Origin of the sequence: Streptomyces sp. Ru73 (assembly GCF_002920575.1) — a bacterium.
In the GTDB taxonomy this organism is placed as follows: domain Bacteria; phylum Actinomycetota; class Actinomycetes; order Streptomycetales; family Streptomycetaceae; genus Streptomyces.
The window spans coordinates 77,493-91,127 of record NZ_PQSQ01000015.1; the positions used below are offsets into that span (position 1 = coordinate 77,493).

Here is a 13,635-nt window from a genome sequence, read left to right on the forward strand (position 1 = left end):
CGACGCCCGTTTCTTACGGTGCGGACCTGCGAAGCCCGCCGGCCTCCGGGCCCGCGCCCTGCGCAATCGTGCGGGCTGCGCCCCTGGTGGTGCGTGGGTCTGCGATCCCCACGCTCCCACGTTCGAGGCCGGATGCGACCGGTTCGCCCATCCGGAGTGAACCAGCACCGTCGTGAAGGTGAACTCTCGGCAACGGGTGTTCGAGAGAGCCCTCTGATGGCTGTGGAACTGTCACAACCGGCGCATAACCTGGACTCATGAACGTGGACGCGGCCATCGCCGCAGTGGCAGCGATCGCCGGTTGCTGTACCGGTGTCATCGCCATGCTGGCGTTCCGCTGGAGCGAACGCGACCAGGCCAAACCCACCCGTACCTCCCTGCACACCGACGCCGTCCTGCCCCCCGGCGTGGACACCGTCCTGTCGGTGCTGCGGTCCTCCGCCGTCGTCCTCGACGAGGCCGACGGCGTCGTCAAGGCCAGCTCCGCCGCGTACGCGCTGGGCCTCGTACGGGGCGGCAAGCTCGCCGTCGACCCGATGCTGCAGATGGCCCGCGACACCCGCAGGGACGGCGAGATACGCCAGGTCGAGCTGGACCTGCCGCGCCGCGGCACCGGCCGCGGCGACGCCCTCGCCGTCTCGGCCAGAGTCGCCCCGCTCGGCTCCCGCCTCGTACTGCTGCTGGTCGAGGACCTCACCGAGGCCCGCCGCATAGAAGCGGTCCGCCGCGACTTCGTGGCCAATGTCAGCCACGAGCTCAAGACCCCGGTCGGCGCGCTCTCACTGCTCTCCGAGGCCGTGATGGACGCCAGCGACGACCCCGAGGCGGTGAACCGCTTCGCAGGCCGCATGCAGACCGAGGCCACCCGCCTCACCAGCCTCGTACAGGAGCTGATCGACCTCTCCCGGGTGCAGAACGACAACCCCCTGGAGGACGCCGAGCCCGTCCGCGTGGACGAGCTGGTCGAGGAGGCCATGGACCGCTGCCGCCAGCAGGCCAGCAGCAAGTCCATCACGATGGCCGTCGGCGGCATCGCCGACCTGCACGTATGGGGCAACAGAAGCCAGCTCGCCGGCGCCCTCGGCAACCTCGTCGAGAACGCCGTCAACTACTCCCCGGCCCGCACCCGCGTCGGCATAGCCGGCCGCCGTGTCCCGGCGTCCGGCGGCGCGATGATCGAGATCGCCGTCACCGACCAGGGCATCGGCATCTCCGAGAAGGACCGGGACCGGATCTTCGAGCGGTTCTACCGCGTCGACCCGGCGCGCTCCCGCGCCACCGGCGGTACCGGACTCGGTCTCGCCATCGTCAAGCATGTGGCCGCCTCGCACGGCGGGGAGGTCACGGTGTGGAGCGCCGAAGGACAGGGCTCCACCTTCACCCTGCGGCTCCCGGAAGCCGGCGCGGTCCGCGACCGCGACGCGCGTCGGGAGGACCCCGCGACAGACCCGGACGACCTCGATGGCGAGGACGGTCCGTACGACACCTTCAACGGCCCGGCCGTCACCCACCACCACACTTCCCCGGAAGCGCTACGTGCGCCCTATCCTGCCCCGGAGGTCCTTCCGTGACCCGAGTGCTCGTCGTCGAGGATGAGGAGTCCTTCAGCGACGCCCTGTCGTACATGCTCCGCAAGGAGGGCTTCGAGGTCGCCATCGCCGCGACCGGCCCCGACGGACTGGACGAGTTCGAGCGCAACGGCGCCGACCTGGTCCTGCTCGACCTGATGCTGCCCGGCCTGCCGGGTACGGAGGTCTGCCGCCAGCTGCGCGGCCGCTCCAACGTCCCGGTCATCATGGTGACCGCCAAGGACAGCGAGATCGACAAGGTCGTCGGCCTGGAAATAGGAGCCGACGACTACGTCACCAAGCCCTTCTCCTCGCGGGAGCTGGTCGCCCGCATCCGCGCGGTCCTGCGCCGCCGCGGTGAGCCGGAGGAGGTCACCCCGCAGGCCCTGGAGGCAGGACCGGTCCGCATGGACGTGGACCGGCACGTCGTCACGGTCTCCGGCGGCAAGGTCGACCTGCCGCTCAAGGAGTTCGACCTGCTGGAGATGCTGCTGCGGAACGCCGGCCGCGTGCTCACCCGCATGCAGCTGATCGACCGGGTGTGGGGCGCCGACTACGTGGGCGACACCAAGACCCTCGACGTCCACGTCAAGCGCCTGCGCGCCAAGATCGAGCCGGACCCGGGCGCCCCGCGCTACCTGGTCACGGTCCGCGGCCTCGGGTACAAGTTCGAGCCGTAAGCCGGTGAACCGATGAGCCGGTGAACCGGCAGGCAGGCCCGTACGGCTCCCTGCACGGCTCCGACAACGCATCGCTCCAGCGCTCCGCCGCATGCCGGGTGGGGCGCTTGTGGCGTTGTACGGGCGGCACGGGGCGGGGCGTACGGGCGGCCGCGCGCGGCTCCCGGTCTCGCTCCGCGCCGGTCCGTACGCACGCACGACCGCGCCCGCCGCGCTCCCGCCGGAGGGCGGGGGCACGACGGGCGTGGGACGAGCTGTGAGCGGCGCACCGGCATCCACCGGCGCCCGCGGCCACCTCAGCGGCCCGCGCGACTCAGTGGCATGTCTTGCGGGCCCGCGAGGCTCAGTGGCCGGCGTGCGCGCTCTCCGAGGCGGACTCGGACGGCTTGCCCGACTCCGACGGCTTGCCGGACTGCGACTCGGACGGCGAGGCGGTGCTCGACGGGCTGGCGGCGCCGGACTGGCCCGGCTGCGGCACCTCGCTCGGCCCGTAGTCCTTGAAGTAGCTGTTCGCCGGGACGACGAAGGCGTCCAGGGACACCTTGCCGGTACGGCTGAAGTCGAACGTCACGCGCTGCGCGTCGCCGTCCCGGACGGCCTCGCGGCCGCTGGACAGGACGGCCGAGGCGTTGCCCTTGCCGCCGATGACGACGGACCCGCCGGCCGGCACGGTGATCTTGCCGGAGCCCTTGGCGGGCTTCAGCTCGGCCTGCTTGCCGCTGCCGCCGAGCGTGATGGAGTCCAGGGTCTGGTCCTTCGTGCCGCCGTTGAACAGCGTCGCGGAGACGGCGGCCGGGCCCTTGGCGTCCGGCTTCGGCTGGGTGATCACGATGGCGTTCTGGACCTTGATGTCGCCGACGGAGGTCGCGGCATTGTCCGGCTTGACTTGCAGCGTCGCGGCGTCGTGTCCGGCCCCGCACGCGGAGAGCGAGGCGATCGAGAGCGTGAGGACGGTGGCGGCGAGGGCGCCGCGTCGAAGGCTGCGGCTCACGGCGGCGGCATCTCCTAGGACGAGCTTCGGCGACCGAACGGTCATGCCCGGTCGCGGGTGGACGGCTGGGCGGCCGTTCCGTACGCCGCGCGTCGGCGCAGTACGTAAAGCCGCCCTAAGGGTGTGTCAGCGCCGCTAGGTTACCGAGCCGCCCTTCAGGGGCCGCACCCGACCCGCCCCTCAGGGATCACGCGCCGGTCACATGATCGCGGCCGGCCGGCCGGAACGCCTCCGGAGTGTCTTCCCGCCGACCCGCCCGGCCGGGTGCGACCGGATTGCCGAAGCCCTCACGGGAACTGCCGCAAGAATTCACCTGACGTGCGTTCGAGTGACCGTCGCCGGTGAATCCATCGGGCCCGCCGGAGGAATAGCGGCAAACGCAAAGTAATGCGCCGCGTCACACGAATTGATCATGTCGGGCTCACCCGGGCGGGTGACGGGATGATCAATTCTCGATTCGGTCCGCGGTGATCGCGAGTGACCGAACGGAGTAGTGGAAGGGAGCCATCCGGATCCCGGCAAACCGGGACGTTCGTCCTCTCGATCCGGCACTTCCGGAGGTGTGACGGACGTGTTTCGCTCCGCTCAAGAAGCGCCTCCGACCTGCGAATACCTGCTTCCGGCAGGCGGCCGATGCACGTCACGGCCGTCGTTGTCAAGCCCCGAGATGCGCCCTGACCTGCGAAAACGCCATTCAGAACGAACCGTTCCCGTGTTAGGATGGATAGCCACGGAAGGGGTACCTGTCACATGACGTTCAAGGTTGGCGACACCGTGGTCTATCCCCATCACGGGGCCGCGCTGATCGAGGCCATCGAAACTCGCCAGATCAAAGGCGTGGACAAGACCTACTTGGTGCTGAAGGTCGCTCAGGGCGATCTGACGGTTCGTGTGCCAGCGGACAATGCGGAGTTCGTCGGTGTGCGCGATGTGGTCGGCCAGGACGGGCTCGACCGGGTCTTCGAGGTGCTTCGCGCGCCGTATGCCGAAGAGCCGACGAACTGGTCCCGTCGCTACAAGGCAAATCTCGAAAAGCTCGCCTCCGGCGACGTGATCAAGGTCGCCGAGGTGGTTCGCGACCTGTGGCGTCGTGAGCGTGAGCGCGGACTCTCCGCAGGTGAGAAGCGCATGCTCGCCAAGGCCCGCCAGATCCTGGTGAGCGAGCTCGCCCTCGCGGAGAACACCAACGAAGACAAGGCCGAGGCTCTGCTCGACGAGGTCCTCGCGTCCTGACGCCGATGCTGCCGGGTCGCCACAGCGTGCTCGCCCACAGTGGTGCACTCGGCGGTGCTCAGCACGAAAATGCCGCAGTGCCCGAGCGACGACTGCTTCCCCGGAAGCGGTCCGTTGCCGGGCGCTGCGGCATATCTGGCGCGAGACCCGTGGACCTCGGCCCTCGCGGACCGTCGTGAAGACCGGAAGAACCCTGTGAACGCTTGTCGGGGACCGGGACCCGGGCCGCGTCGACTGCCGCGATGATCCTTGAAGAACCCTCCCGGCCGGCCCGATCATCTGTCTGACCGAACGCGTCGGCCGGTCCGAGGTGCACGGACGTGCCGGGCCCGGGCAGCTGGCTCGACCGGTCGTCACGGAAGGGTCCGGTCGGGGCATCGCGCCCGGCACGGTGTGGCCATACCCACCCCGGCCGAGTAAACAAACCTGCCGCTCGAAATTCGGGGTGCGACCCCCGGCTCACGGAGTGCAACCGATGTCTGAAGATTCCCGCCGACTTCGCACGGCGGCGGTCATCCCCGCGGCCGGCCGAGGCGTACGCCTCGGCCCCGGCGCCCCCAAGGCCCTGCGCGCGCTGGGCGGCACGCCCATGCTCATCCACGCCGTACGCGCCATGGCGGCCTCCCGCGCCGTCTCGCTCGTCGTCGTGGTCGCACCGCCCGACGGCGCGCCCGAGGTCCGCGCGCTGCTGGACGGCCACACCTTCCCCGAGCGCACCGAGCTGCTGGTCGTCCCCGGCGGCGACACCCGCCAGCAGTCCGTGAGCCTCGGCCTGCGGGCGCTGCCCGACGACATCGACGTGGTGCTGGTCCACGATGCCGCGCGGCCCCTGGTGCCGGTCGACACGGTCGACACCGTGATCGCCGCCGTACGGGCCGGCGCGCCCGCCGTCGTGCCGGCGCTGCCGCTCGCCGACACCGTCAAGGAAGTACGGCCGGATCCCGACGCCGGGAGCGAGCCGGTGGTGGGCACGCCGGAGCGCGCCCGGCTGCGCGCCGTGCAGACCCCGCAGGGCTTCGATCGCGAAACCCTGGTCAAGGCCCACGAGACCGTCACCTTCGACGGCGAGGGCGCGACGGACGACGCCGGCATGGTCGAGCGGCTCGGCGCGCCGGTCGTCGTCGTACCCGGCCACGAAGAGGCCTTCAAGGTCACCCGCCCGCTGGACCTGGTCCTCGCCGAGGCCGTACTGGCGCGCAGGCGCGTGACGGACGGGTACGCCTGACGGTCGGGGCACGCCGGAGGCCCGGGTGCGTCCGGCGGGCCGGGCAGGTCCGACGGTCGGCAGGCCGGCTGCCCGTCCGGCGCGCCGGTTGCCCGCTCGGTGGTCGGGCTCGGTGCTCGAGTTCGGTTGTTCGGTACTCGGGTTCGGTCCGGTACTCGGGTTCGGCGGTGATCCGGGGTTTGGATCGGGGGCGGGGCGTATACGGGGGCGGCGGGGTGGGCCCCCTACCCGTCTGACGAGCGGGGGCGCGGGGGAGTTCTCGCGCGGTTCGATGTTCACTCGCAGGGAGGAAAATTTCATGGTCGCGCTGCCCCAGGTGGGGATCGGGACGGACGTACACGCCTTCGAGCAGGGGCGTGAGCTGTGGTGTGCCGGTCTCCTGTGGGACGAGGACGCGAGCGGCGGCTACGGCCTCGCCGGGCACAGCGACGGCGACGTCGCCGCGCACGCCGCCTGCGACGCCCTCTTCTCCGCCGCCGGCATCGGCGACCTCGGCGCGCACTTCGGCACGAGCCGCCCCGAGTGGTCCGGCGCCTCCGGCGTCACCCTGCTCGCCGAGGCCGCCCGCATCGTCCGGGCCGAGGGCTTCGAGATCGGCAACATCGCCGTGCAGGTCATCGGCGTACGCCCGAAGGTCGGCAAGCGCCGCGAGGAGGCCCAGAAGGCCCTCTCGGCGGCGGCCGGCGCGCCCGTCGCCGTCTCCGGCACCACCACCGACGGCCTCGGCCTCACCGGCCGCGGCGAAGGCCTCGCCGCACTGGCGACGGCTCTGGTGTACCGGGCGGACTGACGGCGCGCGGCCGGCAGGCGGGGCACTGCGCCGCGCGACGGAGCGCACCGGGGAATGCCGCGCGCCGTACGGATGTTGGCCGGGCATCGAGGTAGACGTACTCCGTCCGATGCCCGTCCGCTCCGCAGGAAGGAACCGCCGTGGCAGCCCAACTGTCCGACGCCCTCAAGGACCTCCTCGACTCCAAGGTCTTCGTCACCGTCGCCACCGTCCAGCCCGACGGCAGCCCCCAGGTCTCCCCGGTCTGGGTCAAGCGGGACGGCGACGACCTGCTGATCTCCACGACCGTCGACCGCCGCAAGGCGAAGAACCTGCGCCGTGACCCCCGCGTCACCGTCGTCGCCCAGCCGGCGGACGCGCCGTACACCTACGCCGAGATCCGCGGCACGGCCGAGCTCACCACCGAGGGCGGCCAGGAGCTCATCGACGAGCTGTCCGTGAAGTACACCGGCAAGCCGTACGCGGAGTTCAACCCCGAGTCGGCCAAGGACGCCGAGCGCCTGGTCGTCCGCATCCGCCCGCGGAAGGTCGTGGGCCGCCTCTGAGACGCCGACACCGCCGGGCGCCCGGCGCGTGCTGCGGAGCCCGGCACCCGGCGCGCGCCCCGACTCGTGACCCGCCCCTCCCGGCCGCGCGCCCCGCGTGTGCCCCGTCCCCCGACCCCCGACGCGCGCCCTGTCGCACACATCACCCATACCGCCACGAAGCCCCTCGGACCACTCATAGCGCACTCACGAGTGTCACGCTTCTGTGTCCCGGTGCCCCCTGGGGTCGCGGGGCACTGCCTCGTTCCGTCTACCCTTGATGCGTGACCATTCGCCTGTACGACACCAGCGCCCGGCAGATCCGTGACTTCACCCCGCTCACGCCGGGCTGCGTCTCGATCTACCTGTGTGGCGCGACCGTGCAGGCCGCCCCGCACATCGGGCACATCAGGTCGGGACTGAACTTCGACATCATGCGCCGCTGGTTCGAGTACCGCGGCTACGACGTGACGTTCGTACGCAACGTCACGGACATCGACGACAAGATCATCAGGAAGTCGGCCGAGCAGGGCCGCCCCTGGTGGGCGATCGGGTACGAGAACGAGGTCGCGTTCAACACCGCGTACGACACCCTCGGCTGCCTGCGGCCGACGTACGAGCCGCGCGCGACCGGGCACGTCCCCGAGATGATCGAAATGATGCGCGGCCTGATCGACCGCGGCCACGCCTACGCCGCCGACGGCAACGTCTACTTCGACGTCCGCTCCTTCCCCGACTATCTGCAGCTGTCCGGCCAGGAGCTGGACAAGCTGAAGCAGCCGTCCGGTGAGGGCGAGACCGGCAAGCGGGACCCGCGCGACTTCGCGATGTGGAAGGCGGCCAAGGAAGGGGAGCCCAGCTGGGAGACCCCCTGGGGCCGCGGCCGGCCGGGCTGGCACCTGGAGTGCTCCGCGATGGCGCACAAGTACCTGGGTGAGCGGTTCGACATCCACGGCGGCGGCGTCGACCTGGTCTTCCCGCACCACGAGAACGAGATCGCGCAGGCCAAGGCCTACGGTGACGAGTTCGCGCGGTACTGGGCGCACAACGCCTGGGTCACGATGAGCGGCGAGAAGATGTCCAAGTCGCTGGGCAACTCCGTGCTCGTCTCCGAGATGGTCAAGCGCTGGCGCCCCATCGTGCTGCGCTACTACCTCGGTACCCCGCACTACCGTTCGATGATCGAGTACAGCGAGGAAGCGCTGCGCGAGGCGGAGTCCGCTTTCGCGCGCATCGAGGGCTTCGTGCAGCGCGTCGTCGAGCTGGCCGGGGGGCCGGTCGAGCCCGCCGACGAGGTGCCGCTGGCCTTCGCCGAGGCGATGGACGACGACCTCGGCGTCCCGCAGGCGCTGGCGATCGTGCACACGACCGTCCGCCAGGGGAACTCCGCGCTGACCGCCGACGACAAGGAAGCCGCCGTCGCCCGGCTGGCCGAGGTGCGCGCCATGCTCGGCGTGCTGGGCCTGGACCCGCTGGACGAGCAGTGGACCGGCAGCGGCTCCGAGCGCGGCGAGGACCTGCACGGCGTGGTCGACTCCCTCGTGCGCATGGTCCTGGACCAGCGCCAGGCGGCCCGCGCCCGCAAGGACTACGCCACCGCCGACGCGATCCGCGACCAGCTCCAGCAGTCCGGCCTCGCCATCGAGGACACCCCGTCGGGACCGCGCTGGTCGCTGTCGTGACGGACGCGATGCCCGCGCCCACGTCGGTGGGCGCGGGTCGTGCGATTTCCGTCCCGGTCGCCCGCACGGGGCGCCGCGGGTGACACTCATACGTATACGCAGCAGACATCCACGTCGAGAGACGTCGAGAGCAGTAAGAAACAGGTGACCCATGGCCGGCAACAGCCAGCGCAGGAACCGCCGCACGTCCAACAAGAAGGGCGCGCAGGTCGGCAGCGGCGGCCAGCGGCGCCGGGGCCTGGAGGGCAAGGGCCCCACCCCGCCCGCCTCCATGCGGAAGGGGCATGCGAAGAACCGCATCGCCAACGCCAAGGCCAAGCAGGCGGCCCACCGCCGTCCGGCCCCGCGCCGCGGCGGCGCGAAGGGCACGGCCGAGCTGGTCGTCGGCCGTAACCCGGTCGTGGAGGCGCTGCGCGAGGACGTGCCCGCGACGACCCTCTACGTCCAGCAGTTCATCGACAGCGACGAGCGGGTGCGCGAGGCGCTCCAGCTCGCCGCCGACCGCGGCATGAACATCCTCGAGGCGCCGCGCCCCGAGCTGGACCGCATGACCAACGGCCTGAACCACCAGGGCCTGGTCGCGCAGATCCCGCCGTACGAGTACGCGCACCCCGAGGACCTGTCGGCGGCCGCGTTCGACGAGGGCGAGGACCCGCTGATCGTCGCCCTGGACGGCGTCACCGACCCGCGCAACCTCGGTGCGGTCGTCCGCTCCGTCTCCGCGTTCGGCGGCCACGGCGTGGTCGTGCCGGAGCGGCGCGCGGCCGGAATGACGGCGGGCGCGTGGAAGACCTCCGCCGGTACGGCGGCGCGCACGCCGGTCGCGCGCGCCACCAACCTCACCCGTGCGCTGGAGACGTACCAGAAGGCGGGCATGACGGTCGTGGGCCTGGCGGCCGACGGCGACGTCGAGCTGCAGGACCTGGAGGTCCTGGACGGCCCGGTCGTCATCGTGGTCGGCAGCGAGGGCAAGGGCCTCTCCCGCCTGGTCGGCGAGACCTGCGACATCCGCGTCCGCATCCCGATGCCGGGCGGCGCCGAGTCCCTGAACGCGGGCGTCGCCGCGGGCGTCGTCCTCTGGGAGGCGGCGCGCCGGCGCGCGTGAGCGACGTACGAGGTACGTACGGACGCGGCGCTCGTGACGCCGGGTACGCCCCTGGTGGCGTACGCGGCGGTGACGGGCGCCGCGTACGCTCCCGTGTGTGAGCGGGGGTGCGAGGGCGTGAGGCCGGCAGCCCGCCCTGTCGTCGGTGACTCCCGGCACACCTCCGGCCATACATTCGCCCCTAACTCCGGGCAGAACATCACCCTCCGTGCAACCCGGGAAGTTTTGACGGGTCTCGGACAGATCGGCGCGGTCAAGGCAGTGTCTTAAACGCTGGTCACTCGGTTAGATGAGCGTGGACACCAGAACACCCCGCAGGCCTACGGGGGGACGCTCGCCGGGCTTCGATGACGAGCCGGTACTGAGCTCGGTCAAGGTGCCGTGCGACCCCGCGCAGGTCATCGTCAATCACGCCAGTTTCCGCGTGCAGCTCGCGGCCCCCGTGTCGGCGGGCGCCGCGCGGGGTGCCACGGCCGGCGCCGCGTCCGGTGCCGGGCCCGCCCCCGCCCGGCGGCGCGCGCCCGTCGTCTGGAGCGGCCGTACGACGCCGGGCGACACCTCGGCGCCCACCACCCAACTCCTGCACGCCGTGCGGAACAACGCGGGTGGTCGCAGCGAAGACGCCGGCGCGACCCAGGTCCTGCCCCGGGTCAGGCCCGACGGGACCGCCGCCTTCGCGCCGCCCCCGTCGGCCGGCGTGGTCGGGCCCCGTGGCGCCTCGGACGACACCGAGCTGATCCCGCGGCTCCCGCAGTCCCGCCCCGCGGACGACACATGGTCGGACGGGACGTACGCCGGTGCCGGTGCCGAGGACGAGGCGTACGTCACGGCGGGCGCGGGCGGCACCTGGCGCGAAGGGGCACACGCGGGCGCCTGTGCCGGTGCCTACGCCGGTGCAGCCGACGGCTCGTACGCCGGTTCGGGCAACGGCGCGTACGCCGGTTCGTCCGGTGGCGCGGCCGGCGGGCTCGCCGACGGGCCGCACGGCGGTTCCGGCGCCGACTGGGACGAAGGCCCGTACAGCGACGCCGAATTCGAGCCCCGCCAGGGCGGCGGCCGCCGCTTCGCCGGCGACAAGCAGGCGTTCTATCCGGGGCGCCGGATGAACCTCGGCGTCGTGCTGCTCCCGCTGCGCGTCTTCCTCGGCTTCATCACCATCTACGCCGGCATGGGCAAGCTCTGCGACCCCGTGTACTTCGACGGCGGCGAGCGCGGCTCCATGGTCAAGTGGCTGGAGTCGCTGCACCCGTGGGCGCTGGCCACCCCGCTGCGCGACTTCGCGCTCGCGCACCCGGTCGGCGCCGGCCTCACCGTCGCCTTCCTCCAGGTCGTCGTCGGCGTGCTCACCGTCTGCGGCCTCTGGCAGCGGGTCGCCGCCTCCCTGGGCGCGCTGCTCTCGGCGGCCCTGCTGATGACCGTCAGCTGGCGCAACGTCCCGGTGTACGACGCGCCGGACATCATCTACCTCGCCGCCTGGAGCCCGCTGATCATCGCGGGCGCCCCCGTCTACTCCCTCGACGCGCGGCTCGCCGGCGAGGCGTGGCGCAACCTCGGCCCCCGCGTCGAGGTCTGGGACCTGCGGCGCCGGGTGCTGCGCCGCGGCGCCGTGATGACCGCGGTGGTCGCCGGCCTGACCCTGCTGGTCGGCTCGCTCCTCGGCGGCGCCGTACGTTCCGCCTCCGGCCCGACCGTCCCGAAGCCGGGCGAGCCGCCGACCAACAGCCTGCCGGGCCGCCCGCTGCACACCCACCGCGAGGACCCGGGCCGTACGCAGAGCGGCCGTACGGGCGGCACCACGCAGGGCAGCGCCTCGCCCACCGCCGGCGCCTCCCGCGGCACGGGCTCGCCCACCACCCCGTCGGCCTCGCAGCCCGGCACGGCCCGGGAGACGGCCGGCGCCACCCAGGGCGCCCAGCCGGGCCAGACCACGAGCGGCCCGCCCCAGCAGTCGGCCCCCGCCGACACCGCCCCCGCCACCCAGGCCCCGCCCACCACGGCCGGCACCGGCGGCGGCACCACGGGCGGCGGCTCCTCCTCGGGCGGCTCCTCCGACGGCGGCTCCTCGGGAGGCTCGTCGGGAGGCGGGACGTTGGGCGGGTTGTTGGGGTGATTCCCGACGGTGGCTCGTCGGGCGGGCCCTCGGGCCGCCCACGACCCGCCGCGTACCCGCCACACGGCAAGCGCTGAGTCCCTGCCGCCCCCTTCTTCGCCCACTGGGCGGGGAAGGGGGCGGTGGTGTGGGGGGGGAGCTGTCCGTCGTGCGGAGCACCGGAAGACTCGCGTGCAGGCCCTGGCGGCCTCTGGAGGCCCAGGCCCGGCCTGGGACTGGCCTAAGTGCCCACAAGGGCTCTCGCGGCCGCGACGCCTGGCCCCGGGCCCGCCGCCTCCTACTTGCTACTTGTGGCCGTAGCGAGTGAGTTCCCGCGCGGCCTCGGTGAGGTCCTTCGCCGTGTCGATCGCGCGCCAGTAAGCCCCCTGCGGCAACGGGAAACCGGCCAGCCGGCGCTCGCGTGCGAGCCGCGGGAACGTCGTCCGCTCATGGTCGCCGCGGTCCGGCAGCAGCCCCGTGAAGGCCGCCGAGAAGACGTAGACGCCCGCATTGATCAGGTACGGCGACGGCGGCGCCTCGATGAAGTCCAGCACGTGCCCGAACGGGTCGGTCTCGACGGCGCCCCACGGAATCCGCGGGCGGGCCAGCGCCAGCGTGGCCTCCGCGCCGCGTTCGTGGTGGAAGTCCGCCATCTCACGCAGGGAGAAGCGCGTCCAGATGTCCCCGTTGGTCGCGTACCAGGCCTGATCGGGACGCGGGAGGGAGGCGGCGGCGTACTTCAGCCCGCCACCGCGGCCCAGCGGTTCGGTCTCCACAACGGTGGTGACCCGCAGCGGCAGTTCGGCCTCCGCCAGCCAGTCCTGGAGTACCTCGGCGAGATGTCCGCAGGAGACGACCGCGTCGGTGACGCCTTCCGCCGCCAGCCAGGCGAGCTGATGACCGATGATCGGGGTGCCGGTGCCCGGGATCTCCACCATCGGCTTGGGCCGGTCGTCGGTGTACGGGCGGAGCCGCGAGCCCTGGCCACCTGCCAGAACCACGGCCTGCGTGGGATGCGGATACGGGACACCTGTCATGATCCGCACCCTATGCGCTGACGGCGCGGGCTGGGCGTTGCGCGGAACGCGGGGCGGGTGTGGTGGCCGTAGGGGGCGCGCTATGGCTGCCGTGGGGCGGTGGTGGCCGTCGAGGGGGGGATGGTGCGGGCCGGCGGTCGCGCGGGGCGTGGTGGCCCTGCTGCCGTACTGGCCTGCTGTCGGGTCGGCCTGCTGTCGTACTGGCCTGCTGTCGGGCCGTTCTGCCGCCGTAATGGTCTGCTGTCGGGCCGGCCTGCTGTCGTACTGGTCTGCTGTCGGGCCTGTCGTACGGGCCGTCCCGCGTGCCGCCGTGCAGGCCGCGCCGTTGCGCTTGGACGTGCCGGCCGCGCTGGTCGCGCTGGCTGTGCCGGCCGCGCTGTCTGTGCTGTCTGTGCTGTCTGTGCCGACCGCGCTGGCTGTGCTGTCTGTGCCGGCCGCGCGGGCCGAAAGGGGCCGTGCCGTTCGCGAGGGACCGTCCTGTCCGCGAGGGACCGTCCTGTCCGCGCGGGACCGTCCTGTCGGCGAGGAGCCGTGCTGTTCGCGCGGGGCCGTTCTGCTCGCGAGGGACCGTCCTGCTCGCGAGGGGCCGTCCTGTTCACACGGGACCGTCCGAGGCGCTGGTCGCTGCCCCGGCCGCTACCCGGCCGTCGACGGCTTGGGCCTCCCGTTTTCCCGCCCCCTTCACCAACGACGATCTCGATCCGAGCACGT

At 72.4% G+C, this 13,635-nt stretch carries 11 protein-coding genes; 9 read left to right on the forward strand and 2 right to left on the reverse strand.

What is annotated here, in order from left to right; all coding sequences use genetic code 11:
* Positions 1-257 precede the first annotated feature (257 nt).
* On the forward strand, positions 258-1,571 hold the full coding sequence (locus C3486_RS09975) for a cell wall metabolism sensor histidine kinase WalK (RefSeq protein ID WP_103832251.1): 1,314 nt from the start codon (positions 258-260) through the stop codon (positions 1,569-1,571).
* Entirely contained in the window at positions 1,568-2,248 is a 681-nt protein-coding gene (locus tag C3486_RS09980; RefSeq protein WP_006603892.1) for a response regulator transcription factor, read from the forward strand. Before C3486_RS09975 ends, C3486_RS09980 begins: the two co-directional genes overlap by 4 nt.
* A gap of 343 nt (positions 2,249-2,591) precedes the next feature.
* Here C3486_RS09980 and C3486_RS09985 read toward each other — a convergent pair whose 3' ends face one another.
* Positions 2,592-3,239 carry a DUF461 domain-containing protein gene (locus tag C3486_RS09985; RefSeq protein WP_103832252.1) on the reverse strand — a complete coding sequence of 216 codons (648 nt, stop codon included), beginning with the start codon at positions 3,237-3,239 and terminating at the stop codon, positions 2,592-2,594.
* A 750-nt stretch (positions 3,240-3,989) separates the two neighbouring features.
* Here C3486_RS09985 and C3486_RS09995 point away from each other — a divergent pair.
* The 7 genes from C3486_RS09995 to C3486_RS10025 all read left to right on the forward strand — a co-directional run bounded on the left by C3486_RS09995 (position 3,990) and on the right by C3486_RS10025 (position 11,908).
* Positions 3,990-4,472, forward strand: coding sequence for a CarD family transcriptional regulator (locus C3486_RS09995; RefSeq protein WP_003953493.1), 483 nt, complete (start codon positions 3,990-3,992; stop codon positions 4,470-4,472).
* Positions 4,473-4,947: 475 nt separating this feature from the next.
* A complete protein-coding gene (gene ispD / locus C3486_RS10000; RefSeq protein WP_103832254.1) occupies positions 4,948-5,697 on the forward strand; it encodes a 2-C-methyl-D-erythritol 4-phosphate cytidylyltransferase in 750 nt (249 codons plus the stop codon).
* Positions 5,698-5,995: 298 nt separating this feature from the next.
* Positions 5,996-6,487, forward strand: coding sequence for a 2-C-methyl-D-erythritol 2,4-cyclodiphosphate synthase (gene ispF / locus C3486_RS10005; RefSeq protein ID WP_103832255.1), 492 nt, complete (start codon positions 5,996-5,998; stop codon positions 6,485-6,487).
* Between the two features lie 140 nt (positions 6,488-6,627).
* Positions 6,628-7,032, forward strand: coding sequence for a PPOX class F420-dependent oxidoreductase (locus tag C3486_RS10010; RefSeq protein WP_103832256.1), 405 nt, complete (start codon positions 6,628-6,630; stop codon positions 7,030-7,032).
* A 263-nt stretch (positions 7,033-7,295) separates the two neighbouring features.
* Complete coding sequence (gene cysS, locus C3486_RS10015; protein WP_103832257.1) at positions 7,296-8,693, forward strand: cysteine--tRNA ligase; 1,398 nt, start codon at positions 7,296-7,298, stop codon at positions 8,691-8,693.
* 151 nt (positions 8,694-8,844) lie between these two features.
* Complete coding sequence (gene rlmB, locus C3486_RS10020) at positions 8,845-9,798, forward strand: 23S rRNA (guanosine(2251)-2'-O)-methyltransferase RlmB (RefSeq protein WP_103832258.1); 954 nt, start codon at positions 8,845-8,847, stop codon at positions 9,796-9,798.
* Positions 9,799-10,087: 289 nt separating this feature from the next.
* On the forward strand, positions 10,088-11,908 hold the full coding sequence (locus tag C3486_RS10025) for a DoxX family protein (RefSeq protein ID WP_103832259.1): 1,821 nt from the start codon (positions 10,088-10,090) through the stop codon (positions 11,906-11,908).
* 284 nt (positions 11,909-12,192) lie between these two features.
* On the opposite strand, the gene C3486_RS10030 is transcribed toward C3486_RS10025, so the two are convergent.
* Positions 12,193-12,924 (reverse strand): nucleotidyltransferase family protein, encoded by a 732-nt coding sequence (locus C3486_RS10030; RefSeq protein WP_103832260.1) that lies wholly within the window; start codon positions 12,922-12,924, stop codon positions 12,193-12,195.
* Positions 12,925-13,635 lie beyond the last annotated feature (711 nt).

Bases quoted from the DNA above. Each gene is read 5' to 3' on its own strand.
- C3486_RS09995 (WP_003953493.1), top strand. From the start codon at position 3,990: ATGACGTTCAAGGTTGGCGACACCGTGGTCTATCCCCATCACGGGGCC.
- ispD (WP_103832254.1), top strand. From the start codon at position 4,948: ATGTCTGAAGATTCCCGCCGACTTCGCACGGCGGCGGTCATCCCCGCG.
- C3486_RS10025 (WP_103832259.1), top strand. From the start codon at position 10,088: ATGAGCGTGGACACCAGAACACCCCGCAGGCCTACGGGGGGACGCTCG.
- rlmB (WP_103832258.1), top strand. From the start codon at position 8,845: ATGGCCGGCAACAGCCAGCGCAGGAACCGCCGCACGTCCAACAAGAAG.
- C3486_RS09975 (WP_103832251.1), top strand. From the start codon at position 258: ATGAACGTGGACGCGGCCATCGCCGCAGTGGCAGCGATCGCCGGTTGC.
- C3486_RS10030 (WP_103832260.1), bottom strand. From the start codon at position 12,924: ATGACAGGTGTCCCGTATCCGCATCCCACGCAGGCCGTGGTTCTGGCA.
- ispF (WP_103832255.1), top strand. From the start codon at position 5,996: ATGGTCGCGCTGCCCCAGGTGGGGATCGGGACGGACGTACACGCCTTC.